General features: G+C 70.0%; 26 protein-coding genes. 15 read left to right on the forward strand and 11 right to left on the reverse strand.

Features of this window, described 5'->3' with window-relative positions; genetic code table 11:
* Positions 1–159: 159 nt before the first annotated feature.
* The gene (gene egtD / locus AAG801_RS22840) at positions 160–1,110 is read right to left on the reverse strand and encodes an L-histidine N(alpha)-methyltransferase (protein ID WP_341890415.1); all 951 of its coding nucleotides are present in this window, start codon (positions 1,108–1,110) and stop codon (positions 160–162) included.
* A gap of 197 nt (positions 1,111–1,307) precedes the next feature.
* On the opposite strand from egtD, the gene lepB reads away from it, so the two are divergent.
* Genes lepB through dut form a run of 3 tightly spaced genes read left to right on the forward strand, consistent with a single transcriptional unit; the run spans position 1,308 to position 3,771 of the window.
* The gene (lepB, locus tag AAG801_RS22845) at positions 1,308–2,108 is read left to right on the forward strand and encodes a signal peptidase I (RefSeq protein WP_341890416.1); all 801 of its coding nucleotides are present in this window, start codon (positions 1,308–1,310) and stop codon (positions 2,106–2,108) included.
* Complete coding sequence (coaBC, locus tag AAG801_RS22850) at positions 2,093–3,325, forward strand: bifunctional phosphopantothenoylcysteine decarboxylase/phosphopantothenate--cysteine ligase CoaBC (protein ID WP_341890417.1); 1,233 nt, start codon at positions 2,093–2,095, stop codon at positions 3,323–3,325. Before lepB ends, coaBC begins: the two co-directional genes overlap by 16 nt.
* Positions 3,322–3,771 (forward strand): dUTP diphosphatase, encoded by a 450-nt coding sequence (dut, locus tag AAG801_RS22855; RefSeq protein ID WP_341890418.1) that lies wholly within the window; start codon positions 3,322–3,324, stop codon positions 3,769–3,771. The genes coaBC and dut overlap by 4 nt, the downstream gene beginning before the upstream one ends.
* Positions 3,772–3,804: 33 nt before the next feature.
* On the opposite strand, the gene AAG801_RS22860 is transcribed toward dut, so the two are convergent.
* On the reverse strand, positions 3,805–4,326 hold the full coding sequence (locus tag AAG801_RS22860; protein ID WP_341890419.1) for a peptidylprolyl isomerase: 522 nt from the start codon (positions 4,324–4,326) through the stop codon (positions 3,805–3,807).
* Between the two features lie 27 nt (positions 4,327–4,353).
* Between AAG801_RS22860 and AAG801_RS22865 the strand changes: the two genes are divergently transcribed.
* The 3 genes from AAG801_RS22865 (at position 4,354) to AAG801_RS22875 (ending at position 6,422) form a co-directional block, all read left to right on the forward strand.
* Positions 4,354–5,499, forward strand: coding sequence for a cupin domain-containing protein (locus tag AAG801_RS22865; RefSeq protein WP_341890420.1), 1,146 nt, complete (start codon positions 4,354–4,356; stop codon positions 5,497–5,499).
* A gap of 17 nt (positions 5,500–5,516) precedes the next feature.
* Positions 5,517–5,984 (forward strand): hypothetical protein, encoded by a 468-nt coding sequence (locus AAG801_RS22870; RefSeq protein WP_341890421.1) that lies wholly within the window; start codon positions 5,517–5,519, stop codon positions 5,982–5,984.
* A gap of 144 nt (positions 5,985–6,128) precedes the next feature.
* Positions 6,129–6,422, forward strand: coding sequence for a hypothetical protein (locus AAG801_RS22875; RefSeq protein ID WP_341890422.1), 294 nt, complete (start codon positions 6,129–6,131; stop codon positions 6,420–6,422).
* A gap of 126 nt (positions 6,423–6,548) precedes the next feature.
* Here AAG801_RS22875 and AAG801_RS22880 read toward each other — a convergent pair whose 3' ends face one another.
* The 6 genes from AAG801_RS22880 to AAG801_RS22905 form a co-directional block, all read right to left on the reverse strand.
* Positions 6,549–7,325 (reverse strand): MBL fold metallo-hydrolase, encoded by a 777-nt coding sequence (locus AAG801_RS22880; RefSeq protein WP_341890423.1) that lies wholly within the window; start codon positions 7,323–7,325, stop codon positions 6,549–6,551.
* Between the two features lie 14 nt (positions 7,326–7,339).
* Complete coding sequence (gene bamC, locus AAG801_RS22885) at positions 7,340–8,482, reverse strand: outer membrane protein assembly factor BamC (protein ID WP_341890424.1); 1,143 nt, start codon at positions 8,480–8,482, stop codon at positions 7,340–7,342.
* Between the two features lie 80 nt (positions 8,483–8,562).
* Entirely contained in the window at positions 8,563–9,444 is an 882-nt protein-coding gene (gene dapA, locus AAG801_RS22890; RefSeq protein WP_341890425.1) for a 4-hydroxy-tetrahydrodipicolinate synthase, read from the reverse strand.
* A 54-nt stretch (positions 9,445–9,498) separates the two neighbouring features.
* Positions 9,499–10,044 (reverse strand): class I SAM-dependent methyltransferase, encoded by a 546-nt coding sequence (locus AAG801_RS22895; protein WP_341890426.1) that lies wholly within the window; start codon positions 10,042–10,044, stop codon positions 9,499–9,501.
* The gene (locus AAG801_RS22900) at positions 10,044–10,166 is read right to left on the reverse strand and encodes a hypothetical protein (RefSeq protein ID WP_341890427.1); all 123 of its coding nucleotides are present in this window, start codon (positions 10,164–10,166) and stop codon (positions 10,044–10,046) included. Before AAG801_RS22900 ends, AAG801_RS22895 begins: the two co-directional genes overlap by 1 nt.
* On the reverse strand, positions 10,163–11,392 hold the full coding sequence (locus tag AAG801_RS22905; protein ID WP_341890428.1) for an MFS transporter: 1,230 nt from the start codon (positions 11,390–11,392) through the stop codon (positions 10,163–10,165). The genes AAG801_RS22900 and AAG801_RS22905 overlap by 4 nt, the downstream gene beginning before the upstream one ends.
* Before the next feature lie 114 nt (positions 11,393–11,506).
* Between AAG801_RS22905 and AAG801_RS22910 the strand changes: the two genes are divergently transcribed.
* From AAG801_RS22910 to AAG801_RS22940, 7 genes are all read left to right on the forward strand, one after another.
* Complete coding sequence (locus AAG801_RS22910) at positions 11,507–12,589, forward strand: helix-turn-helix transcriptional regulator (RefSeq protein WP_341890429.1); 1,083 nt, start codon at positions 11,507–11,509, stop codon at positions 12,587–12,589.
* Positions 12,590–12,713: 124 nt separating this feature from the next.
* Complete coding sequence (locus AAG801_RS22915) at positions 12,714–13,178, forward strand: hypothetical protein (protein WP_341890430.1); 465 nt, start codon at positions 12,714–12,716, stop codon at positions 13,176–13,178.
* Positions 13,179–13,198: 20 nt separating this feature from the next.
* The gene (locus AAG801_RS22920; protein WP_341890431.1) at positions 13,199–13,618 is read left to right on the forward strand and encodes a hypothetical protein; all 420 of its coding nucleotides are present in this window, start codon (positions 13,199–13,201) and stop codon (positions 13,616–13,618) included.
* Positions 13,619–13,667: 49 nt separating this feature from the next.
* Complete coding sequence (locus tag AAG801_RS22925) at positions 13,668–15,647, forward strand: DNA topoisomerase IV subunit B (protein WP_341890432.1); 1,980 nt, start codon at positions 13,668–13,670, stop codon at positions 15,645–15,647.
* Complete coding sequence (locus AAG801_RS22930; protein WP_341890433.1) at positions 15,644–16,159, forward strand: GNAT family protein; 516 nt, start codon at positions 15,644–15,646, stop codon at positions 16,157–16,159. The genes AAG801_RS22925 and AAG801_RS22930 overlap by 4 nt, the downstream gene beginning before the upstream one ends.
* Complete coding sequence (locus AAG801_RS22935) at positions 16,156–16,851, forward strand: lytic transglycosylase domain-containing protein (protein WP_341890434.1); 696 nt, start codon at positions 16,156–16,158, stop codon at positions 16,849–16,851. The genes AAG801_RS22930 and AAG801_RS22935 overlap by 4 nt, the downstream gene beginning before the upstream one ends.
* A gap of 31 nt (positions 16,852–16,882) precedes the next feature.
* Positions 16,883–18,505: a long-chain fatty acid--CoA ligase gene (locus AAG801_RS22940; RefSeq protein WP_341890435.1), complete on the forward strand. Its 1,623-nt coding sequence runs from the start codon at positions 16,883–16,885 to the stop codon at positions 18,503–18,505.
* Here the strand turns inward: AAG801_RS22940 and AAG801_RS22945 are convergent, their stop codons facing one another.
* A complete protein-coding gene (locus AAG801_RS22945; protein ID WP_341890436.1) occupies positions 18,506–20,176 on the reverse strand; it encodes a formate--tetrahydrofolate ligase in 1,671 nt (556 codons plus the stop codon). It lies immediately after the preceding gene.
* A 99-nt stretch (positions 20,177–20,275) separates the two neighbouring features.
* Here AAG801_RS22945 and parC point away from each other — a divergent pair, with 99 nt between their 5' ends.
* Complete coding sequence (gene parC / locus AAG801_RS22950; RefSeq protein WP_341890437.1) at positions 20,276–22,585, forward strand: DNA topoisomerase IV subunit A; 2,310 nt, start codon at positions 20,276–20,278, stop codon at positions 22,583–22,585.
* Positions 22,586–22,606: 21 nt separating this feature from the next.
* On the opposite strand, the gene AAG801_RS22955 is transcribed toward parC, so the two are convergent.
* Positions 22,607–23,071, reverse strand: a complete 465-nt coding sequence (locus AAG801_RS22955) for a disulfide bond formation protein B (RefSeq protein WP_341890438.1) — start codon at positions 23,069–23,071, stop codon at positions 22,607–22,609.
* 5 nt (positions 23,072–23,076) lie between these two features.
* Entirely contained in the window at positions 23,077–23,541 is a 465-nt protein-coding gene (locus AAG801_RS22960) for a RidA family protein (RefSeq protein ID WP_341890439.1), read from the reverse strand.
* Between the two features lie 48 nt (positions 23,542–23,589).
* Between AAG801_RS22960 and AAG801_RS22965 the strand changes: the two genes are divergently transcribed.
* Positions 23,590–25,561: DNA internalization-related competence protein ComEC/Rec2 (locus AAG801_RS22965; protein ID WP_341890440.1), on the forward strand; the 1,972-nt coding region annotated here is incomplete at its 3' end.

Genomic DNA, 25,561 nt, shown 5'->3' on the forward strand with positions numbered 1-25,561 from the left:
AGGGGCGCGGAGGCGGCCGATGCGGTGGCAGAGGCTGCGGAAGCGGAGAGGTCGGCAGGAGTCATCATCGGGGAGGGCAATGTAGCCCAGGTTCGTGCCTCGGGCGCGATGATCGGTTCCCCGCGGAACCTGCGGGTTACCCGCAGGCCGAGGCCGGCTTCACGCGTGGGCGACGAACACCGCGAAGGTGTCGCTCTCGTCGCGCCAGCAGCGCGTTCGCACGAAGCCTGCTTCGCGCAGCAAGGTGTCGAAGCGCTCGGGGCGGTACTTGTACGAGTACTCCGTCAGGATGCGTTCACCGGCGGCGAATCGGCGTTCGCCGGCCGGCCAACGGACGTGCACGGGGCTGCGCGCCTGCAGGTGCATCTCGATGCGCGAGGCCGCTTCGTCGTAGAGCGCCACGTGCTGCCATTGCCGAGCGTCGAAATCGCTGCCGATGACCCGGTTGAGGTGGTGCAGCGTGTTCCGGTTGAAGGCTGCGGTGACGCCGACTGCATCGTCGTAGGCCGCCTCGAGCACGGCCTTCGGCTTGACCAGATCGACGCCGATCAGCAGGCAGCCGCCGCCCGCATGGCGATGCACGCGGCGCAGGAAGGCCAGCGCACCGTCGGGCGTGAAGTTGCCGATGCTCCAGCCGGGGTAGAAGAACAGCGGCCGGCCGTGCACCCGCCCGGCGGGCAGATCGAGCGACTCGGCGAAGTCGATGCCGAGCCCGGCCATCTCGATCCGGGGGTGCTCGCGCTGCAGGCGGCGCAGCGCGTCGCGCAGGAAATCCACCGAGATGTCGACCGCGAGGTAGTGCGCCGGCTCGAAGAGCGCGAACAGCGCCGCCGCCTTGGCGCAGTTGCCCGCGCCGAGGTCGATCATCGTGCCCGCCGCGCCGACGGCTTCGGCGATCGCTGCGCCATGGTGCGCGAAGATGGCGGCCTCGGTGCGCGTCGGGTAGTACTCGGGCAGTGCCGTGATGGCCTCGAACAGCATCGAACCGAGGCGATCGTAGAAGTACTTCGGCGCGATGCGCGCCTGCGGCTCGAGCAGGGCCGCACAGGCGGCCGCACGCTGCGCTTCGGCGTCTGCCACGTGCAGCTGGAGAAATCGCGGTTCGGACATCGTCGGTAGGCGCGGGTGGGGTGGGGCGGGGCGGGGCTCCGCATCTTGCACAGCGTTGCGGGCTTTGTCGAGGTGGCTGGCCGGTTCTGACAGGCCGGCAGGGGCGCGACGACACGCTTCGGCCGGCGCTCCGGTGCCTGATGAATAATGCGCGGCCGCCGATGTGCTCGGTGGTCACCGCGACGATCGATTCACCCATGCAGATCGGCTTCTCCGTCAACGAGATCCTCTTCCTCGCCACGCTGGCCACCGGCGCGTGCTGGGTCGCGTGGCGGCTGCGTGTGCGCCGGCTCGGCGCCGTGCCGGCGAGAAAGCCGTGGTGGGTGCATTTCGGCGCCGAGCTGTTCGTCATCGTCGCGCTGATGTTCACCTGCCGCGTGGCGCTGGCCGACTGGCCCAAGGTGCCGTCGGGCTCGATGGAGCCGACACTGCGCGTCGGCGACTATCTGCTGGTCAACCACCTGGCCTACGGGCCGCGACTGCCTTTCACCAACACCGCGATCGAGTTCGGCTCGCCGCAGCGCGGCGACGTGGTGGTGTTCCGCTTCCCGCCGGATGTCTCGCAGTTCTACGTCAAGCGGCTGGTCGGCATGCCGGGTGACGTGGTGCGCTTCGAGAGCGGCGTGGTCAGCGTGAACGGCGCGTCGGCACAGGTGCAACTGCTCGGCGAAGGCGTCGGCGAGGGTGTGGCCGCAGAAGACCGAGGCCAGTGGCTGCTGCGCGAGACGGTCGCCGGCCGCAGCCACACGATCAAGGTGAACCCGTTCGTGCAAGGCCGCGCGCCGCTGGAATCGATTGCCGACCACTGCAGCGAGCCGCGTGCCGGCTCATGGCGCTGCGTGGTGCCGCCGGGCCAGTACCTGATGCTCGGCGACAACCGCGACAATTCGGTCGACTCGCGCAGCTGGGGCTTCCTGCCGCACGAGCAGGTGTACGGCAAGGCCGTGCGGGTGCTGTTCAACTTCTCGGACTGGTCGCGCGCATGGATGCCGTTGTGAACTCCTCGGGCGAGCTCGCCGGCCGCCACATCGTGCTCGGCCTGTCGGGCGGCATCGCCTGCTACAAGGCCGCCGAGCTGACCCGCGCGCTGGTCAAGGCCGGCGCCACCGTGCAGGTGGTGATGACCGAGGCGGCGGAGCACTTCATCACTGCGACCACGCTGCAGGCGCTGTCCAACCGGGCTGTCTACACCAGCCAGTGGGACCCGCGGCAACCCAACAGCATGGCGCACATCAACCTGACGCGCGAGGCCGATGCGGTGCTGGTGGCGCCGGCCAGTGCCGACTTCATCGCCAGGCTGCTGCATGGCCGCGCCGACGACCTGCTGAGCCTGCTGTGCCTGGCGCGGCCGATCGAACGCTGCCCGCTGCTGGTGGCGCCGGCGATGAACCGCGAGATGTGGGCGCACCCGGCCACGCAGCGCAACTTCGCGCAGCTGCGCGCCGACGGCGCGACCGTGCTCGGCCCGGCCGCCGGCGACCAGGCCTGCGGCGAGATCGGCGACGGCCGCATGCTCGAGCCCGAGGAACTGCTGGCCGAGCTGATCGCCTTCTTCCAGCCGAAGGCACTGCTGGGCAAGAAGCTGCTCATCACCGCCGGCCCGACCTTCGAGCCGATCGACCCGGTGCGCGGCATCACCAACCTCTCCAGCGGCAAGATGGGTTTCGCGATCGCGCGCGCGGCGGCCGATGCGGGCGCCGAGGTCACGCTGGTCGCCGGGCCGGTGCACCTGGACACGCCGCGCCACGTTCGGCGCATCGACGTGCGCACCGCGCAGCAGATGTTCGATGCGGTGCTGCCGGCGGCGCCGCGGCACGACGTGTTCATCGCCACCGCTGCGGTGGCCGACTGGCGGCCGGCCACGCTGTCCGACCACAAGATCAAGAAGAACGGCGGCAAGGTGGCGCCGAGCTTCGAGCTGACCGAGAACCCGGACATCCTCGCTGCCGTCGCGAAGCTGCCGGACCGGCCGTATTGCGTCGGCTTTGCGGCCGAGAGCCACGACCTGCTCAAGCACGCGCACGAGAAGCTGGTGCGCAAGAACGTGCCGCTGATCGTCGGCAACCTCGGCCCGGCCACCTTCGGCCAGGACGACAACGCGCTGACCCTGGTCGACGCTAAGGGCCACCGCGAACTGCCGCGTGCCGACAAACTTTCCCTCGCGCGTGCACTGGTCGCCGAGATCGCCGCACGCCTGGCCGCAGAGAAGACATGACCACCATCGACCTGAAAGTGCTCGACCCCCGCATGGCCGAGCAGTTGCCCGCCTACGCCACGCCCGGCAGCGCCGGCCTGGACCTGCGCGCCTGCCTCGACGCGCCGCTGGTGCTCTCCCCAGGGCAGTCGCAGCTGATCCCGACGGGACTGTCCATCCACATCGGCGATCCGGGCCTGGCGGCGATGATCCTGCCGCGCTCGGGGCTGGGCCACAAGCACGGCATCGTGCTGGGCAACCTGGTCGGCCTGATCGATTCCGACTACCAGGGCCCGCTGATGGTGAGCTGCTGGAACCGCGGCCAGACCGAGTTCACGGTGCAACCGATGGAGCGTATCGCGCAGCTGGTCATCGTGCCGGTGGTGCAGGCTGCGTTCCGCCGCGTCGACGAGTTCGGCGCGTCGACGCGGGGCGAGGGCGGGTTTGGCTCGACCGGCAAGCACTGACGGCCGGCGCCGCGGCGCGGCCGCTGTGCTCCCTCAGTGCAGCGGCGTGTCCGGCGGCGCCGTGTTCAGTACCGTGAGGGCCGACGAGCCGACGCTGCCGGCCTCGATCTCTTCCTCGGTCGCCTCACGCACGTCGCGAACCACCAAGTCCAGGCGCAGCGCGATGCCGGCCAGCGGGTGGTTGCCGTCCAGCACCACATGTTCGGGATAGACCTCGGTGACGGTGTAGATCGCGTCGGCCGGCATGTCCGGCGTGGTCGAGCCCGGTGGCGGGCCGTCGAACTGCAGGCCGACGTCCACGCCCTCGGGCATGATCTTGCGCGATTCGAAGAACACCAGCGCCGGGTCGTAGTCGCCGAAGGCATGCTCGGGTTCGAGGTGCAGCGTCGCGGCGAAGCCGATGGTCTGGTCGTGCAGCGCCTGCTCGACCTTCTCCAGCAGGTCTTCGCCGCCGTAGAAGAACTCGAGCGGCTCGGGCAACTCGTCGATCAGGTTGCCTTGGGTATCTTGCAGTCGCCAGGTGAGCGTGACGACGCAGGGGGACGAAATCAGCATGTCTTCGATGATCGCACAATCGCCCCCATGAACCCGATCCAGATCGACTCGCCGAGCGCACTGCTGGGCGGCCTCACGCCGCAGCAGTTCATGCGCCGGCACTGGCAGAAGAAGCCGCTGCTGGTGCGCCAGGCGGTGCCGATGGACAAGCCTTTCGTGTCGCGCAGCGAACTGTTCGGCATCGCTGCCAGCGAGGATGTCGAGTCTCGCCTGATCGTGCGCCACGGCCGCGACTGGACGCTGCGCCACGGCCCGCTGCCGCGACGGGCGTTGCCACCGCTGTCGCGGCCGCAATGGAGCCTGCTCGTGCAGGGGCTGGATCTGCACCTGGACAGCGCGCGCGCCATGCTCGAGCGCTTCCGCTTTGCGCCGGACGCCCGGCTCGACGACGTGATGGTGTCCTATGCCACCGACGGCGGCGGCGTCGGCCCGCACTTCGACTCCTACGACGTGTTCCTGCTGCAGATCCACGGCGCGCGACGCTGGCGCATCGGCCGCCTGCCGGACCCGCAACTGCAGCCTGACGTGCCGCTGAAGATCCTCACCAACTTCGTGCCCGAACAGGAGTGGCTTCTGCAGCCCGGCGACATGCTCTACCTGCCGCCACGCTGGGCGCACGATGGCATCGCCGAGGGCGAGTGCATGACCTGCTCGATCGGCTTTCGATCGGCGGGCGCCGGCGAGATCGCACGTGAACTGCTGCAGCGCGCGCTCGACGCCGACGACGGCGATGCCGGCGGGCGGCTGTACCGCGACCCAGGGCAACCGGCGACGCGGCAGCCCGGACGCATCCCGGCCGAACTGCAGGCCTTCGGCCGCGAGGCGCTGCGCGCGTGGATGGCGCGGCAGGGTGGGTTCGAGCTCGCGCTCGGCGAGGTGCTCAGCGAACCGAAGCCGGGTGTGTGGTTCCAGGCCGGCGTGCCGCCGCCGGCGCGCGCCGGTGTCCGCCTCGACCGGCGCACACGGATGCTGCACGATGCGCGGCATGTCTTCATCAACGGCGAGGCATTTCGTGCCGGTGGGCGCGATGCCACACTGATGCGGCGGCTGGCCGACCGCCGGATGCTCGACGCGCGCGAGCGCGCAGCGCTGGGAATTGACGCAAGTCAGTTGATCGACCAATGGGCGCGTGCAGGCTGGCTGCACGCAGTGGACGAGGACGACGCACGATGAGTGAACCGACCCGCGCGATGATCGAGTCGCGCAGCGACTTCCAGAACGCCGTGCGCGGCGCCTTTGCCGAAGCCGCCCTGGTGGGCTGCCGCGAGATCTGGCTGATCGACGACGATTTCGCCGACTGGCCGCTCAGCGAGAGCGCAGTGGTCGACGACCTGACCCACTGGGTCGCCGCGCACCGCAGCTTCACGGTGGTGGCGCGCAGCTTCGACGAGATCGCCCGGCACCATGCACGCTGGGTGACTTGGCGGCGACAGTTCTCGCATGTGGTGCATTGCCGCACCAACAACGATCTCGAAGCCGGGCAGATGCCCTGCATCCTGCTCGCCCCAGGCCTGCTTTCGGTGCGCTTGCACGATCGCGTGAACTACCGCGGTGTGGCGTCACGCGAAACCGCCGACGCCGTGCACTGGCGCGAGGCCATTGATGCGGTTTTGCAACGGTCCGAGGAGGCGTTCCCTGCGACAACCCTGGGTCTCTAGGGACTTCCCTAGTACTGGCTATAATCGAAGGCTGGTCACAAGGGGTGCTCGAGCACTCCGGGCCTGATGGATGGGCCTCTGCTCGATCGGAGGGTTCCCACAATTACCGGTAATTGTTCGACTCTTTGATTTGAGGACACAAGTATGAAGACGACCGTTCTGCTGGCTTCCCTGGTTGCTGCCCTTGCCCTGGCCGCTTGCGGCAAGAAGGAAGAGGCGCCTGCCGTTCCCGCCGCCGTGACCGCTCCGGTCGCCGAGGCTGCTTCCGCCGCTGTCGCCGCCACCGCTGACGCCGCTTCGGGCGCTGCCGCCGCTGTCGCTGGCGCCGCTTCGGAAGCTGCTGCCGCCACCGCCGACGCCGCGTCTATGGCCGCTGGCAAGGCTGCCGACGCCGTGAAGGACGCCGCTGCCAAGGCTGCCGACGCCGTCAAGAAGTAATCCGGTTCCGCACTGGATTGCTGCACAAAGGCCGCCGTGAGGCGGCCTTTTGCATGCTGGCCGCTGCGAGGCGGCCGGTGGCATGGTGGGCCGCCGCGAGGCGGCTCAATGCATTGGGTGACCGGGTCAGCGGATCGACAACCAGTCGAACCCGGTGATCGGATCCGCGACCACGATGTCTTCGGGCCCGGCGCCGCAGGCGCCACCGAGTGCGGCGCGCGCCAGTTCGGGCCGGTTGTTCTGCTCGCTCAGGTGGGCCGCCACCAGGTGCTGCAGGCGGTCAATCCGGCACCCGGCCAGGATCTGCGCCGCCGTGTCATTCGACAGGTGCCCGAGCGGCCCGCCGATGCGTGACTTCAGCGAGGGCGGGTAGCGCGATCCGGCGAGCATTCCGGCGTCGTGGTTGCATTCCAGCAGCAGGGCATCGCAGTCGTGCAGGTGCGCCAGCAGGTGCGGCGTGGCCGATCCGGCATCGGTCAGCACGCCCAGGTGCGCTGCCCCGTCGCTGCAGCGCAGTTGCAGGGGCTCGGCGGCGTCGTGCGGAACGGTGTAGGGCATGAGCTGCAGGCTGCCCACCGCGATGGCCTCGCCGTCCCGGGCGAAGCGCAGCAGGCCGTCGGCTTCGGGAGCGCCGATCGCGCGCCAGGTGCCGCGGCTCATCCACAACGTGATGCCGTGGCGGCGCGCGAGGGTCAGCGCGCAGCCGACATGGTCGCCGTGTTCGTGGGTGACGAAGATGGCGTCGAGCTCGCTGCATTGCAGCCCGGCACGCGCGAGCCGGGTCTCGAACTCGCGCAGCGAGAAGCCACAGTCGATCGCCACCCGGTGGGCGCGCGCTCCGTCGACGGCTTCGACGACAGTGGCGTTGCCACCGCTGCCGCTGCCGAGGCTGCAGAAGCGCATCGGCGAGGCTGCGTCTACTTCAGCTCTTCGAGCAGCAGCGAGACGATGCGCTGGGCGTTCTCGCCGGCCTCGGGCGCTCCCTGCGTGTTCTGCACCGAGACGTTGCTGCGCTCGCCTTCGGCCTTGACGAGGATGCGGTAGCGAATCGGGCCGGACGCCGAGGCATCGGAGCCGAACAGGCGCGCCAGGAAGCCCTTCTCGGCCTTGCCGACATCCTTCGGATCGACGTAGCGCACGAAGTACAGGCCCTGGGCGCGGTCGCGGTCCTCGACGGTGAAGCCGCCGCGGTCCAGCGCCAGGCCGACACGGCGCCAGGCGCGGTCGAAGTTGTCGTCGACCTGCAGCGTCGCGCCCGGCTGGCCCGACACGATGCGGGCGCGGGCCGTCGGCTCCGGCGCCGCAGCCACGGCGGTCTTGGCTGCCTCTTCCGTCACGCCCAGGCGTGTCATCAGGCGGGCAAGGAAGGTCGCCTCCAGCTGCGGGTCGGCGGGCCGTGGCTGCCAGACCGTGCTGTCCTTCTGCTGGCTCGTGTACACCTCTTCGACGCCGCGGTGGCTGATGTAGACCTCGCTGCCCGTCGCGGTGCGCTCGACGCGGGTGCGGAACTTGTCGCGCTCACCGGTCGAGTAGAACGAGTCCAGCACCTTGCCGATCGCGCCGCGAACGATGTCCTGCGGCAGCTTGGCGCGGTTCTCGTTCCACTCCGTTTCCATCAAGCCGGCGGCGGGCTGATCGACGACGAGGGAGAAGCCGCTGTCCTTCCAGAAGGCCTGCAGGCGCGGCCACAACTGCTCGGGCGGCAGCGGCGTGACCAGCCAGCGCTGGTTGCCCTGGCGCTCGATGCGAACGTCGCCGATCTGCGACGGCGCGACGGCACCGGTGCTGCTCGTCACCGCGGTGACGACCGGCGCAGACGCCGCCCCCTGGAAGGTCGAGGCGCTGACCGCGCCGCCGGACGTCGCATAGCGCGAGTCGCGTGCGAGCTGCGTCAGGTCGGGCGGGATCTCGAGGCCGGGCGTCTTCGTGCCGGAGGTGCGGTAGTCGATCTTGTCGCCGGCGACGAAGTTCTCGATCGACGAGCAACCGGCGAGCGCGAGGCCGAGGCCGAGGGCGAGCGCGGCGCCGCGCAGCGGCAGGTGGGCAGGAACACGGGTCACGAGAGACGTCTCCGAGAGGGCCGCGCTGGCAAGAGCCGCGCGGCACCGGGGGGCAGGGGAGGGGCGGCCGGGGCGGCTCGTCACAGCAGCGCAGCGTCGCGCAATGCCTGCTCGACCTGCTGCTCGCCGGCGGCGGTCAGCGGGGTGATCGGCAGACGCAGGCCAGCGCCGATCAGGCCGAGGCGCTTCATCGCCCACTTGGTCGGTGCCGGGCTGGATTCGCAGAACAAGGCCTTGTGCAGCGCCAGCAGGCGCATCTGGATCGCCGTGGCTTCGCGCACGCGGCCCTCGACCGCGGCGATGCACAACTCGTGCATCAGCTTCGGCGCGACGTTGGCAGTCACGCTGACGTTGCCCTGGCCGCCGAGCAGCATCAAGGCGACCGCGGTGCCGTCGTCGCCGGAGTAGATCGCGAAGCTCTTCGGCGCCTGCTTGATCAGCCATTGCGCGCGCTCGATGTTGCCGGTGGCTTCCTTCACGCCGATCACGCCGGGCAGGGCGGCGCAGCGCAGCGCGGTCTCGGGCTGCATGTCTGCCACCGTGCGGCCGGGGACGTTGTACAGCACCATCGGGATGTCGACCGCCTCGGCGATCGCCTTGTAGTGCTGGTAGATGCCTTCCTGCGAGGGCTTGTTGTAGTACGGCACCACCGACAGCGTGCAGTCGGCGCCGACCTGCCTGGCGAAGCGCGAGAGTTCGATCGCCTCGCGCGTGGAGTTGCCGCCGGTGCCGGCCATGATGGGCACGCGGCCCTTCGCGTGCTCGACCGAGACGCGGATGATCTCGCAATGCTCCTCGACGGAGACGGTCGGCGACTCGCCGGTGGTGCCGACGACGCCGATGCAGTCGGTGCCTTGCTCGATGTGCCAGTCGATCAGCCGGCGCAGCGCGGCGTAGTCGACGCTGCCGTCATCGTGCATCGGGGTGACGAGCGCGACGATGCTGCCAACAATGGGTTTCATGGGGCGTCCTCTGAATCGGGTGATTTTAGCCGGGCCGGGGCGCTCGCCCGGGGGCTACAGGGGATAGCGCGGCGCAACGGCGGATGTCGGGGTCTCGCGCACGGCGGCCAGGCGTTGCACGTAGCGGTCGGGGCCACCGAGGAAGCCGTCCTCGTAGGCGACGATGCGCAGGCCTACGGCCGCGCCCAGCAGTTCGCCCGGGCGCAGCAGGAAATCCGGGCGCGAGGGCTTGCCGACGGTCTCGTTGCCTGCGGCGAAGGTCTCGTAGAGAAGCACGCCGCCGGGGGCGACGCTGGCAACCAGGGTCGGCAGCAGCGGCCGCCAGAGGTAGTTCGTCACCACCACCGCATCGAAGCGTCGGCCGGCCAGCGGCCAGGGGCCGTTCTCGATGTCGGCGACGAGCACCTCGCCGGCATCGCGCAGAGGTTCCAGCGCGGCGGCATCACGGTCCACACCGGTGACGCGGCAGCCGCGCTGTGCGAACCAGCGCAGGTGGCGGCCGGAGCCGCAGGCCACGTCAAGCACGCTCGCCCCGTGCGGTACCAGCGCCGACCAGCGCTGCACCCAGGGTGACGGCGCGAGGGCGCCATGCGTCTGCATCAGAAGCAGGCCCAGAGCTGGTTGGCCAGTGTCATCGCGATGTCGGGCTGGAGGTAGGCGGCGAAGACGAGCAGCAGTGCCACGCCGGCCACGGCCCAGGCGACGCTGCGGCGCAGCTTCATGCCGCCGCCGCTCCGGCGGGCAGGCCGCGGTCGATCGCACGCTCCTTGACCGGCAGGTTGGCCAGCGCCGCGAACACACCGAGCGCCACCGCGATCCACCAGACCACGTCGTAGCTTCCAGTGGCGTCGTAGAACTTGCCGCCGAGCCAGACGCCGAGGAAGCTGCCGATCTGGTGGCTGAGGAAGACGAAGCCACCGAGCATCGACAGGTACTGCACGCCGAAGATCTGCGCGACCATCGCGTTGGTCGGCGGGACCGTCGACAACCACAGCACGCCCATCACCGCGGAGAAGACGTAGACGCTCCACGGCGTCAGCGGCACGGCCAGGAAGATCACGATGGCGGCCGAGCGCAGCAGGTAGATCGTCGACAGGATGTACTTCTTCGGCATGCGCTGGCCGAGCGAGCCGGCGGCGTAGGTGCCGATCACGTTGAAAAGGCCGATGAGCGCCAGCGCAGTCGTCGCCACGTTCGGCGTCAGGCCATGGTCCTTCAGGTAGCTCGGCATGTGCACGCCGATGAAGACGACCTGGAAGCCGCAGACGAAGTAGCCGGCCATCAGCCAGCGGAAGCTCGGGTAGGCGAAGGCCTCGCGCAGTGCCGCCGCCACGCTCTGCTGGCCGGCCGATCCGGCCGCACGCTCGGGCTCCTTCAGGCCCCAGGCCAGCGGCACGATGGCCAGCGCCAGGCAGCCGAGCACGAACAGCGCCGACTGCCAGCCGAAGCCGCCGATCAGCCAGTTCTCCACCGGCACCATCAGGAACTGGCCGAAGGAGCCGGCCGCGGCGGCCACGCCCATCGCCCAGCTGCGCTTCTCTGGCGCGACGTTGCGGCCGATCACGCCGTACACCACTGCGTAGGTCGTGCCCGACTGCGCCATGCCCAGCAGCAGGCCGGCGCTGCCGGTGAAGGCCAGGCCCGAGGTCGAGACGGCCATCAGCACCAGGCCGAGCGAGTACAGCAGGCTGCCGACGATCAGCACCTTGAAGGCGCCGAAGCGATCGGCCAGCGCGCCGGCGAACGGGCCCGCCAGGCCCCAGGCGAGGTTCTGTACGGCCAGCGCGAAGGCGAAGGTCTCGCGCGTCCAGCCACGGTCCATGGTGATCGGCTGCAGCCACAGGCCGAAGCCGTGGCGGATGCCCATCGACAGCGTGACGATCGCGGCGCCGCATACCAGCACCTGGGTCATCGAGAGGCGGGCAGGGGCAGCGGTCGTCGTCGTCATCGCGGGATTGTCGCCGGATCGTTCGCAACGTGCAGGAGACGTGCTGGCAGAGCGCCGGTCGCGCACCCTCTTGCGGGCGAGGCGAAGCGGTCGCGCATCGTCTACACATGGAGCATGAACGGCAAGCAGACGCACGCCATCACGACCATCCGGCAGGCCTGCTTCGCGGGCCTGGGCGGCCGCACGCTGATGCCCATCGTCGCGGCGCAGCTGCGCGCGCTGGTGCCTGCAGCCTGCTGCCAGTTCACCTGGTCCAGCGAGACGGGGCGCATCACGAACTTCTGGTGCGACACCTTCATGCCGCGCCGAACCGCCTGGATCATCCTCAACCACCGGCGCTACGAGGCCGACGCCGGCGTGAGCTTCCGCGAGCTGGCGATGTTCGGCGCGCCGACCGGCAACCTGCGCGCCTGGTGGGAGCGCGGCTTCGAACGCAGCGCCACCTATGCAGCGGTGTTCGAGCCCTACGGCTTCAAGTGGTTTCTCGACGGCGTCGTGCGCGATGCGCAGCGGCCCTACGGCGTGCTTGCGATGATCCGCCGGCGCGACCAGCCCGACTTCTCTCCCGACGAAGAGGCGCTGGTCGGGCGTGTGCTGCCCTACCTGGCCCATGCGCTGCAGGTGCAGGCCATGCGGCCCTCGCGCTTCGTGTCCGCGGGTCGCTCGGCGCTGGTGGTGTGCAGCGAGGAGGGCGAGGTGCTCGAGTGGTCCGAGGCCGCCCACCGGCTGGCCGTGTTCGCGCTGCTCGAGCGCATTGACCTCGACGCCCGCGTCGGCAGCGGCGACTTCGACGATGCCCGCGCGGCGCTGCGCTGCGTCGCTCGCGAACTGTCGCAGCGGCTGCAGGATGGTGACGAGGCTGGCGGGTTGCCGACGATCGTCCGGCACAACGGCTGGGGCGAGTTCGTGCTGCGCGGCTATCGCCTGCGCGGCGGCGCCGGCGCGACCACGCGGCTGGGCATCCTGATCGAGCAGCTCGTGCCCTTCGAGTCCCACCTGCTCGAGCGGATCAATGCGACCACGCTCACCGCCAGGCAGAAGGAGATCGCGCTGCTCAGCGCGAAGGGGCTGGCGAATGCGCAGATCGCCAGCCAGCTCAACATCAGCCCGCACACCTTGAAGGAGTACTTCAAGGACATCTACTCACGGCTGGAGATCAACAGCCAGCGCCAGCTCGTCGAGCGCCTGAGCGCCTGAGGCCCCGGACCGAGGGGCCGGCAGCGGACCCCCACCGCGGTGGGGAGCGCCCGCCGGCCGCAGGGCCTACCTTGTGGACAGGGGGACGCAGTCGCGGCCCCTGAACCCACCCCAGGAGCACACCATGGCCTTTTTCGACGACATGAACGCAGCGCTGGAAACCTACCCGGAGACGAACGTGACGATCGAGATCGTCGACGTCGTGCTGACCGGCAGCGCACTGAACGTGAACGAGACGGCGAGCTTTCGCGTCAAGGTCACCAACACCGGCCCGTTGAACCTGACCGGCGTCACCCTGCGGGTGAAGGGCCAGAACGGCGCGACCGTGAAGGACAGCGGCGCCATCGCGCCCTTCGTGAGCGAGTTCGTCGGTGCCGAACTCGCCACGATCGCGGCGCACGGCGGCTCGCAGCTCTCGCCGGGCAGCCCCTACACGCTGAAGGCGCCGGGCGCGGCCCAGGCCGCCAAGACGCTGGTCAAGGCGTCGCTGGAGGCCTGGGATGCCAACCTCGACCACATCCTGCTCGCCCACAGCGACCCGCTCGCCACGGTGAAGGGCACCTACTCGAGCGCCGTCGTGGCGGCCTGACATCACTTCCGGAGATCCGCATGAAGACACTTGCAACCCTGATGCACGCCGCGCTCGTGGTGGCGGCGCTCGCCCACGGCGACGCCTTCGCGGCGCGGCCGGCCAACCTCGCCGGAACGACCTGGACGGTGCAGATCAACCGCGACAGCGAACAGCTCGTCATCGTCACCCAGGGCGGGCCGGGTGCGCCCGGCGCGGCGACCTGCCGCGTCATCAACGGCACCCTGGGCATCGCACCGGTGCGCGGCTGGTACTGCCCGGGCAGCGGGCGCATCCACTTCCACCACAAGAACCTGAGCACCGGGCTGACCGTGCGCACCTTCACCGGCAGCGTGTCGGACGATGTCGTGGGCCAGCCGCTGTACATGGCCGGCACGGTGATGGTCAACAACTCGGTGTTCGACGAGCTCGGCGAGTACAACTTCTCGGCGGTGCGCTAGCCTGGAGGCGGGGGCGTCGGGGCTGGCCCGACGCCTAGAATCCGCCGCCATGGCAACCAAGAGCAAGACCCCCGGCAGCTACGGCGAAGCGTCGATCCGCGTCCTCAAGGGCCTGGAGCCCGTCAAGCAGCGGCCGGGCATGTACACCCGCACCGACAACCCGCTGCACATCGTCCAGGAGGTGATCGACAACGCGGCCGACGAGGCGCTGGCCGGGCAGGGCCAGCGCATCGACGTGACGCTGCATGCCGACGGCTCGGTCAGCGTAGAGGACGACGGCCGCGGCATTCCCTTCGGCCTGCACCCGGAAGAGCAGGTGCCGGTGGTCGAGATCGTCTACACGCGGCTGCATGCCGGCGGCAAGTTCGACAAGGGCTCCGGCGGTGCCTACAGCTTCTCCGGCGGCCTGCACGGCGTGGGTGTCAGCGTGACCAATGCCTTGTCGAAGCGGCTCGAGGTGACGGTCTGGCGCGAGGGCCAGGTGGCGACGCTCACCTTCTCCGGCGGTGACGTGATCGAGCCGCTGAAGATCCGCAAGATCGCCAGCGGCGACCGCAAGTGCGGCACCACGGTGCGCGCCTGGCCCGACGCGAAATACTTCGAGAGCGCCGACCTGCCGAAGGCGGAGCTGACCCACCTGCTGCGCAGCAAGGCGGTGCTGATGCCGGGCGTGAGCGTCTCGCTGACGATCGAGAAGTCGGGTGAGAAGCAGACCTGGCTGTACAAGGGCGGCCTGCGCGACTACCTGATGCAGACGCTGCCGGCCGACCCGATCATCCCGCTGTTCGAGGGCGAGCACTACGCCGACGGCGGCGAGACCGAGAACTTCGCCGAGGGCGAGGGCGCGGCCTGGTGCGTGGCCTTCACCGACGACGGCAACGTCATGCGCGAGAGCTACGTCAACCTGATCCCGACGCCGGCCGGCGGCACGCACGAGTCGGGCCTGAAGGACGGGCTGTTCGGCGCGATCAAGGGTTTCATCGACCTGCACTCGCTGCTGCCCAAGGGCGTCAAGCTGATGCCGGAAGACGTGTTCTCGCGCGCCAGCTTCGTGCTCTCGGCCAAGGTGCTGGACCCGCAGTTCCAGGGCCAGATCAAGGAACGGCTGAACTCGCGCGATGCGCTGCGCCTGGTGTCGACCTACGTCAAGCCGGCGCTCGAGCTGTGGCTGAACCAGCATGTCGACCTGGGCAGGAAGCTCGCCGAGCTGGTCATCAAGCAGGCGCAGACACGCCAGCGCGCCAGCCAGAAGGTCGAGAAGCGCAAGGGCTCCGGCGTGGCGGTGCTGCCCGGCAAGCTGACCGACTGCGAGAGCCGCGACCTGATGCTCAACGAGCTGTTTCTCGTCGAGGGTGACTCGGCCGGCGGCAGCGCGAAGATGGGCCGCAACAAGGAGACGCAGGCCATCCTGCCGCTGCGCGGCAAGGTGCTCAATGCCTGGGAGGTCGAACGCGACCGCCTGTTCGCCAACAACGAGATCCACGACATCGCGGTGGCGATCGGCGTCGACCCGCACGGGCCGGAGGACGAGCCCGACTTCAGCGGCCTGCGCTACGGCAAGGTCTGCATCCTCAGCGATGCCGACGTCGACGGCTCGCACATCCAGGTGCTGCTGCTCACGCTGTTCTTCCGCCACTTCCCCAAGCTGATCGAGCGCGGCCATGTGTACGTGGCCAAGCCGCCGCTGTTCCGCGTCGACGCGCCGGCGCGCGGCAAGAAGCCGGCGGCGAAGATCTACGCGCTCGACGAGGGCGAGATGACGGCGGCGCTCGACAAGCTGCGCAAGGAAGGCGCACGCGAGAACAGCTGGTCGATCAGCCGCTTCAAGGGCCTGGGCGAGATGAACGCCGAGCAGCTGTGGGACACCACGCTGAACCCCGACACGCGCCGGCTGCTGCAGGTCAGCTTCGGCGCGCACGGCTTCGCCGCGACGGTGGACGCGCTCACCAAGCTGATGGGCAAGGGCGAGGCGCAGGCACGGCGTGAGCTGATGGAACTGCGCGGCGACGACGTGGAAGTCGACGTGTGAACCTGCGCCTGCGACCGACGATGCTGTCGGACCTCGACTTCGTCATCTCGGTCGAACAGGACGCGGCGAATCTGCCGTTCATCACACCCTGGGAGCGCACGCAGCACGAAGGCGCGGTGCGTTTCCCCGACTTCCGCCACTTCATCGTCGAAGCCGGGCCGGCCTATGAGCGCGCCGGCTTCGTCATCCTGCAGGGCTGCCGCAACCCGCATCGCTCGGTGGAGCTCAAGCGCATCGTGCTGCAGACCAAGGGCCAGGGCCTGGGCCGCGCCTGCGTGCGGCTGCTGGCGCAGATGGCTTTCCGCGATCTCGGCGCGCACCGATTCTGGCTCGACGTGAAATCGAAGAACGAGCGCGCGCAGGCGCTGTACCGCAGCGAAGGCTTCGTCGAGGAGGGCCGGCTGCGCGAGAGCGTGCGCAGCGGTGACGGCTACGACTCGCTGATCGTCATGTCGCTGCTCGAGCACGAGCATGCGGCGCTGGTCAGGTCACGGGAGCAGGGGGTCGCGTGAGAGGCGCGCTGGCGGGCCTGCTTGTGGCCGCCAGCCTCGGCGGGGTGGCGCGTGCCGACGTGTGGGCCTTCGTCGACGCCGCCGGTGTCATGCACGTGGCGCCGACGCAGCTCGACTCCCGCTACCGTCGTGTGCTCGGCGACGCGCCGGGCGGCAGCGGCGCCGAAGCCGTGCCCGGCAAGTCCGACCGCACCGACGGCCTGCTGCAGTGGCTGGAGATCGCGCCCGAGGTGAAGGCGCTCGGACCGATCCTGCGCGAGGCGGCCAGCGAACACGGTGTCGACGAGGAACTGCTCAAGGCAGTCATCACCGTCGAGTCGGGCTTCAATGCGAAGGCGGTGTCGCCGCGCGGGGCCGTGGGGCTGATGCAGATCATGCCCGTCACGGCCGACCGCTATGCGGGCGCGGTCGAACGTCGGCAGAGCGCGGCCACGCGGCTGCTCGATCCACGCATCAATGTGCACACCGGCGCCCGGGTGCTTGCCGACCTGATCCGCCGCTTCGGCAGCATCGACGTGGCGCTGGCCGCGTGGAACGCCGGCGAGGGCAGGGTGCGCCGCCACGGCAGCAAGCTGCCGCCGATCGAGGAGACACGCGCGCATGTGCAACTGGTACTCGAGCTGTACTGGGCACTGCTGCAGGACAGCCACTCGCGCCGCGCCACCGGGATGCGGATGCAGCCGGCGCGCTGACGAAGATCACAACGACGACCGGAGACAGCCCATGCGCTCGACGATGATGGATGTGCCGCTCTCGCTCAACCACCTGCTGGAGCGCGCGGGGCAGATCTTCGGCGGCGGCGGCATCGTGTCGCGGCTGCCGGACAAGTCGCTGCGCCGGCACTCCTACGCCGAATACCACCGCCGCACGCGCGCGCTGGCCGCGGCGTTGACGAGCCTCGGATTGAAGAAGGGCGAACGTGTCGCCACGCTGTGCTGGAACCACCACGCGCACCTGGAGGCCTACTTCGGCATCCCGGCCGCGGGCGGCGTGATGCACACGCTGAACCTGCGCCTGGCGCCGGCCGAGATCGGCTGGATCGCCGGCGACGCGAAGGACCGCTTCCTGATCGTCGACGACGTGCTGCTGCCGCTGTACCGGCAGTTCGCCGAACTGCACCGCTTCGAGCGCGTGATCGTGTTTCCGTTCTCCGGCGCGCCGGTGCCGGAAGGCTTCGACGACTACGAGACGCTGCTCGCCGAGGCCGACGCCGACGGTTTCGTCTACCCGCCGCACGACGAGAACGACCCGGTGGCGATGTGCTACACGTCGGGCACCACCGGGCGGCCGAAGGGTGTCGTCTACTCGCACCGCTCGACCATCCTGCACACGCTGGTCGGCTGCCTGGCCGACTTCTGGGGCCTCAAGGGCACCGACGTGCTGATGCCGGTCACGCCGATGTTCCACGCCAACAGCTGGGGCATCCCTTACGCGGCGGTGATGATGGGCGTGAAGCTGGTCTTCCCCGGGCCGCACCTGCACCCCGACGACCTGCTCGACCTGATGCAGCTCGAGCCGCCGACGATCTCGCTCGGCGTGCCGACCATCTGGCTCGGCCTGATCCAGGCCTACGAACGCTCGCTCGCCGAGCAGCCGGGCCGCTGGACACTGCCGCAGGGCATGCGCTCGCTGGTCGGCGGCGCGGCGGTGCCGGAGTCGCTGATCCGTGCCTTCGACAAGCACGGCGTCTGGCTGCTGCAGGGGTGGGGCATGACCGAGACCTCGCCGCTGGCGACCGTCTCCTACCCGCGTGCCGAGCTCGGCGCGGTCAGTGCCGACGAACGCTACCGCCGCGCCGCGATGGCCGGCGTGCCGGTGCCGCTGGTCGACGTGCGCATCCGTACTAAGGAGGGTAGCGACGCGCCGCACGACGGCAGCACCATGGGCGAGATCCAGGTGCGTGGCCCCTTCATCACCGGCTCGTACCACGAGGTGCCGGTCAGCGAAGACAAGTTCACGCCCGACGGCTGGCTGCGAACCGGCGACGTGGCGACGATGGATCAACTCGCCTTCGTGCGCATCACCGACCGCACCAAGGACCTGATCAAGTCCGGCGGCGAGTGGATCAGTTCGGTGGACCTGGAGAACGCGCTGATGGCGCATCCGGCGGTGGCCGAGGCGGCGGTGATCGCGATCCCCGATCCGAAGTGGAGCGAGCGGCCGCTGGCCTGCGTCGCCTTCAAGCCGGGGCGCAGCGCCAGCCCCGACGAGTTCGCCGCGCACCTGCAGGCGCATGGCTTCGCGAAGTGGCAACTGCCCGACCGCTACGAGACGATAGCCGCGGTGCCGCGCACCTCGACCGGCAAGTTCTGGAAGCTCAAGCTTCGGGAGCGATTCCCGAAGTGATCAGGACAGGCCGCTGATCCTTCCCTGGCCATCGATGTCGATCAGCTCCGCCGCCGGCACCTTGGGCAGGCCCGGCATGGTCATGATGTCGCCGCAGACCATCACGACGAACTCGGCGCCGGCGGCCAGGCGCACCTCGCGGATGTCGAGCACATGGCCGCTGGGTGCGCCGCGCAGCGCGGCGTTGGTCGAGAAGCTCATCTGCGTCTTGGCGATACACACCGGGAAGTGGCCGTAGCCGTCGGCCTGCAGCCGCTCGATGCGTTCTTTCACTGCTGCCGAGGCGGTGACGCTGGCCGCGCCGTAGACCTTCGTCGCGATCGCCTCGACCTTCTGCCACAGCGGCATCGTGTCTTCATAGACGAAGCGGAAGCGGTTCGGCTTCTCGCAGGCCGCGACCACCTCGCGTGCAAGCGCCTCCGCGCCGGCGCCCCCCTCGGCCCAGTGCTTCGCGACCACCGCCTTGCCACCGAGCGCCTCGACGCGGCTCATCAGCAGCTCGATCTCCGCCGGCGTGTCGTGCGAGCGGTGGTTGATCGCCACCACGCAGGGCAGGCCGTAGACCTCCTGCACGTTGCGAAGGTGGCGCTCCAGGTTGGGCAGGCCGCGTTCCAGCGCGGCCACGTCTTCCTTCGAGACATCGGCCACCGCCATGCCGCCGTGGTACTTGAGCGCGCGTGCCGTGGCCACCAGCACGGCGGCCGAGGGGCGCAGGCCGGTCTTGCGGCACTTGATGTCGATGAACTTCTCGGCCCCCAGGTCGGCGCCGAAGCCGGCTTCGGTCACCACGTAGTCACCAAGCTTGAGCGCGGCGCGCGTGGCGATCGCGGTGTTGCAGCCGTGGGCGATGTTGGCGAACGGGCCGCCATGCACGAAGGCCGGGTTGTTCTCCAGCGTCTGCACGAGGTTGGGCGAGATGGCGTCCTTCAGCAGCGCGGCCATCGCACCCTGTGCCTTGAGCTGCGCGCAGGTGATCGGGCGGCGCTCGGCGGTCTCGCCAACGACGATGCGCGCCAAGCGCTCCTTCAGATCCGACAGACTCGTGGCCAGGCACAGGATGGCCATGATCTCCGAGGCGACGACGATGTCGAAGCCACTCTCGCGCGGCATGCCGTTGCCGGGGCCGCCCAGGCCGATGACGTTGTCGCGCAGCGCGCGGTCGTTCATGTCCATCACCCGCTTCCAGCTGATGCGGCGCAGGTCGAAGCCCAGCGCATTGCCGTGGTGGATGTGGTTGTCGATCATTGCCGACAGCAGGTTGTGCGCCAGCGCGATGGCGGCGAAGTCGCCGGTGAAGTGCAGGTTGATCTGCTCCATCGGCACCACCTGCGCGTAGCCGCCGCCGGCGGCGCCGCCCTTCATGCCGAACACCGGCCCGAGCGAAGGCTCGCGCAGGCAGACGACGGCCCGCTTGCCGATGCGGTTGAGCGCATCGCCCAGGCCCACGGTGGTGGTGGTCTTGCCTTCGCCGGCCGGCGTCGGCGAGATCGCGGTCACCAGCACCAGCTTGCCGTCGGGGCGGTCGGCCAGGGTGTCCAGCCAGGGCTGGGCGACCTTGCCGATGTGGCGGCCGCGCGGGTCGAGCGCCTCCTCGGGAACACCCAGCGCCTCGCGAATGGCGTGGATGGGCTTCAGACGCGCGGCCTGCGCGATCTCGATGTCGGACAGCATGGGTCTCCCTGCGGGTACGGCTTGGCGCGCATGGTAGCGAAGCGCCGTGCGCCGCCGTCTCAGGGCTGACCCCGCGTTTGGGCGAGAATGCCGCCCTCCATGAATGACCTCTTCGATCCCCCGCCGCCGGCCGAGGGTGACGCCATCGCGCTGTCGCTCTACGCCGAGCAGGCCTATCTCGAGTACGCCCTGAGCGTCGTCAAGGGCCGCGCGCTGCCCGACGTCTGCGACGGCCAGAAGCCGGTGCAGCGCCGCATCCTCTACGCGATGGAGCGCATGGGCCTGGCCTTCACGACGGCCGCGGGGCCGAAGGCCGTGAAGAGCGCGCGTGTGGTCGGTGATGTGCTTGGCCGCTTCCACCCGCACGGCGACCAGGCCGCCTACGACGCCCTGGTGCGCATGGCGCAGGACTTCAGCCAGCGCTACCCGCTGATCGACGGCCAGGGCAACTTCGGCAGCCGCGACGGCGACGGCGCCGCGGCGATGCGCTACACCGAGGCGCGGCTGGCGCCGATCTCGCGCCTGCTGCTCGACGAGATCGACGAAGGCACGGTCGACTTCATCCCCAACTACGACGGCTCGACGCAGGAGCCGCGGCTGCTGCCGGCGCGGCTGCCCTTCGTGCTGCTCAACGGCGCCAGCGGCATCGCCGTCGGCCTGGCCACCGAGGTGCCTAGCCACAACCTGCGCGAGGTGGCGGCCGCCGCGGTGGCGCTGCTGAAGGACGACAAGCTGTCCGACGACGCGCTCGCCGCGCTGATCCCCGGGCCGGACTTCCCCGGCGGCGGCCAGATCATCAGCAGCGCCGACGACATCCGCGCCGCCTACGCCAGCGGCCGCGGCAGCCTGAAGCTGCGCGCGCGCTGGAAGATCGAGGACCTGGCGCGCGGCCAGTGGCAGCTCGTCGTCACCGAACTGCCGCCGGGCGCCAGCTCGCAGAAGGTGCTCGAGGAAATCGAGGAGCTGACCAACCCCAAGGTCAAGGCCGGCAAGAAGACGCTGTCGACCGAGCAGACGCAGATCAAGACCACCGTGCTGGCCGTGCTCGACGCGGTGCGCGACGAGTCGAGCAAGGACGCGCCGGTGCGGCTGGTGTTCGAGCCGAAGACGCGCACCGTCGAGCAGCAGGAGCTGATCAACGTGCTGCTGGCGCACACCAGCCTGGAGAGCTCGTCGCCGATCAACCTGACGATGATCGGCGCCGACGGCCGGCCGACGCAGAAGAGCCTGCGCCAGATGCTCGTCGAGTGGCTGGCCTTCCGCCAGGCCACGGTGCAGCGGCGCACGCAGCACCGGCTGAGCAAGGTGCTGGACCGCATCCACATCCTCGAAGGCCGGCAGCTGGTGCTGCTGAACATCGACGAGGTGATCCGCATCATCCGCAACGCCGACGAGCCCAAGCCGGCGCTGATGGAGCGCTTCCGCCTCAGCGAGCGCCAGGCCGAGGACATCCTCGACATCCGGCTGCGCCAGCTGGCGCGGCTCGAAGCGATCAAGATCGAGCAGGAGCTGAAGGAACTGCGCACCGAGCAGGGCAAGCTGGAGGACATCCTCAACAGCCCGGCCAGCCTGAAGCGCACGGTGATCAAGGAGATCGAGGCCGACGCGAAGCAGCACGGCGACGATCGCCGCACGCTGATCCAGGAAGAGCGCCGTGCGGTCGCCGAAGTCAGGGTGATCGACGAGCCGGTGACCGTGGTGGTCAGCCTGAAGGGCTGGGTGCGTGCACTCAAGGGCCACGAGATCGACCCGGCGACGCTCGCCTTCAAGGCCGGCGATTCACTCTACGGCGCCTTCCCGTGCCGCACGGTCGACCCATTGATCGTGGTCGGCAGCAACGGCCGTGTCTATTCGACGGCGGTGGCCGGCCTGCCCGGCGGGCGTGGCGACGGCCAGCCGATCACCACGCTGATCGAGCTGGAGAGCGGCACGCAGCCGGCGCACTACATCGCCGGCGCGGGCACGCAGACGCTGCTGCTGGCCGGCACCGGCGGCTTCGGCCTGATGGCCCGGCTGTCGGATCTGGTGGCGAAGCAGAAGGGCGGCAAGAGTTTCATGAGCCTGGAGGCGGACGAGAAGCCGCTGCCGCCGGCGATCGCCGACGGGGCGACGCAGGTGGCCTGCCTGTCGCTGTCGGGCCGGCTGCTGACCTTCGGCATCGACGAACTGAAGCTGCAGCCCAATGGCGGGCGCGGGCTGACGCTGATCGACCTCGATGCGAAGGATGCGCTGGTCAGCGTCGCGGCCTTCACGCAGTCGCTGCTGGTCAGCGGTATTGCGCTGCGGGGCGGCAAGCCGCGCGAGGAGATCCTCAAGGGCGCGGCCTTGGCTGTCTATGCCGGCAAGCGGGCGCGCAAGGGCAAGGCGGTCGAGGGGCTGAAGGCGCAGCGGGTGGTGCCGGGGGGCTGATCGGCACTGCGCCAGAGCCGCTCAGCGCAGGCGCAGCGCCCAGACGGCCGCCACCACGAGCACCACGTACAGCCCCAGGCTCCAGAACTCGTAGGGTAGATGCAGCAGGTCGACCGCCGCGTCGGCGCAACTCGCACGCACCTCGAACACCGGCGGCAGCAGCTTGTCCAGGCCGATGCCGCTGACGATCTTGTCGGCCAGCGTGAGGTTGCACGAGCTCGACTTGGCGGCGACGAAGTGCTGGTACAACGCCGCGGCGATGCCGGCCAGCGCGGACAGCACCGCGAGGCCGACGAAGGCGATGCGGCCGGGCAGGAAGGCACCGAGCAGCAGCAGCAGGGCGATCAGCACGAAGATCACCCGCTGCAGGATGCACCAGGGGCAGGGCTGCATCTCGAACACATGCTGGCTGACCAGCGCGGCGCCGACGGCCGCGATGCACAGCAGCGCCAGCGCGACCAGGACGCTTCGCGACGTGAGCTTCATCGCGCTCAGGCGACCTGCGCGATCAGTTCGATCTCGACGCAGGCACCCAGCGGGATCTGTGCCACGCCGAAGGCGCTGCGCGCATGCGCGCCCTTCTCGCCGAAGACCTGGCCGAGCAGTTCGGAACAGCCGTTGGTGACCAGGTGCTGCTCGGTGAAGCTGCCGGTGCTGTTGACCAGGCTCATCACCTTGACGATGCGCTCGACCTTGTTCAGGTCACCGACCGCGGCGTGCAGCGTGCCCATCAGGTCGATGGCGATGGCGCGTGCGGCCTGCGCGCCGGTGGCGGTGTCCATGGTCGCGCCGAGCTGGCCGACCCAGGGCTTGCCGTCGCGCTTGGCGATGTGGCCGGAGATGAAGATCAGGTTGCCGGTGCGCACGAAGGGCACGTAGGCGGCGGCGGGCACCGCCACCGGCGGCAGCGTGATGCCGAGTTCGGCGAGGCGGTCGTAGACGTTGGCGTTCGACATGATGGGGCGTGTGGCGAGGGAAGAGGGCGCGAATCCTACACTGCGCCCATGGGAGGAGGATTACCGGCCAGCGCTGCCGGCTGGCTCGCGGTGTTGCTCGCCGCGCCGGCGGGCGTGGCCTTGCAGTTGCAGCAGCGCGCGTTGTGGGGCGATTCGCAGTACCTCAGCCTGGCCGCGCTCGGCGTTCTGCTCGCGATGGCTGGCTGGCGGTGGCGGCGAGGCTTCGTGATGGTATTGCTCGGCCTGGCGCTGCTCGGCTTCGGCAGCACCGGCTGGCGGGCCTCGCAGCGGCTGGCCGAAGCGCTGCCCGCCGAGGCGGAAGGCCGCGACGTGCGCCTCGTCGGCATCGTGGCCAGCCTGCCGCAGGCCGGGCCGAACGGGCTGCGCTTCCGCTTCGAGGTCGAGCAGGCCACGCTGGCCGGCGAGCCGGTGGCCGTGCCACGACTGATCTCGCTGGGCTGGTACAGCGGCTTCCACGAGGACGCGACGCTCTCGCAGCCGCAGCGCGAACTGCGTGCCGGCCAGCGCTGGACCTTCAACGTGCGGTTGCGCCAGCCGCACGGCACCCTCAACCCGCACGGCTTCGACCTCGAGCTGATGCTGTTCGAGCAGGGCGTGCGTGCCACCGGCTATGTGCGCGACGCACCGCCGCAGCTGGTGGAGGAGGGTGCGGCCTATCCCGTCGAGCGGCTGCGCCAGCGTTTGCGCGACGCGATCGCCGCGCGCGTGGCCGATCCGCGCGCCGCCGGCGTGATCGCCGCGCTGTCGGTGGGTGACCAGTCGGCCATCGGCCGCGAGGACTGGGAGTTGTTCCGCATCACCGGCCTGTCGCACCTCATGGCGATCAGCGGCGTCCACATCACCATGCTGGCCTGGCTCGCCGCGGCCGCCATCGGCTGGCTGTGGCGGCGCTCGCCGGCCGCGATGCACCGCCTGCCGGCGCCGCAGGCGGCCCGCTGGGGCGGGCTGCTCGTTGCGCTGGGCTACGCCGTTGTCGCCGGCTGGGCGGTGCCGGCGCAGCGCACGGTGTGGATGCTGGCCACGGTGGTGGTGCTGCGCAGCGTCGGGTTGCGCTGGCCCTGGCCGCTGGTGCTGGGGCTGGCGGCGCTGGTCGTCACGGTGGTCGACCCGTGGGCGCTGCTGCAGCCGGGCTTCTGGCTGTCGTTCGCGGCGGTGGGATTGCTGACGGCCTCGGAACCCGTGCACGACACCGAACGAGCCGCGCGCACGCAGGACGGTTCGCGTCTGCAGCGCCTGGCCGCGGCGGCACGCGGCGGCTTGCGCACGCAACTGGTCGCGACCCTGGGCCTGGCCCCGCTGACGCTGGTCTTCTTCCAGCAGGTCTCGCTGGTCGGCTTCGTCGCCAACCTCGTCGCCATCCCGCTGATCACGCTGGCGGTGACGCCGCTGGCGCTGCTCGGCGCCATCGCCCCGGCGCTGTGGACGCTGGCCGCGGGGTTGCTGCAGCCGCTGGTGTGGCTGCTCGAAGTGCTGAGCGCCGTGCCGCTGGCGGTGTGGCAGGTGCCCGTGGCGCCGGCCTGGGCGCAGGCGGCCGCGCTGCTCGGCGGCGCGCTGCTGGTGATGCCGTTGCCGTGGCGGCTGCGGCTGCTCGTCGTGCCGCTGATCCTGCCGTTCCTGACGATGCTGCCGCAGCGGCCCGCCGTGGGCCACTACGAACTGCTGGCGCTCGACGTCGGGCAAGGCACGGCGGTGCTGGTGCGCACGCGCCATCACCTGCTGGTCTACGACGCCGGCCCGCAGTACGCCCGCGACAGCGATGCCGGGCAGCGGGTGCTGCTGCCGCTGCTGCGCGCCCGCGGCGAGCGGCGCATCGACCGGCTGGTGCTGAGCCACCGCGACCTCGACCACGTCGGCGGCGCGAAGGCGCTGCTGGCGGCGCTGCCGGTGGACGAGGTGTCCAGTTCGCTGGCTGACGGCCATCCCTTGCTCGGGCTGGCCGCGCGCCACACCCCCTGCGCCACCGGCCAGACCTGGGTCTGGGACGGCGTGCGCTTCGAGT

The organism is Variovorax sp. YR752 (assembly GCF_943372545.1).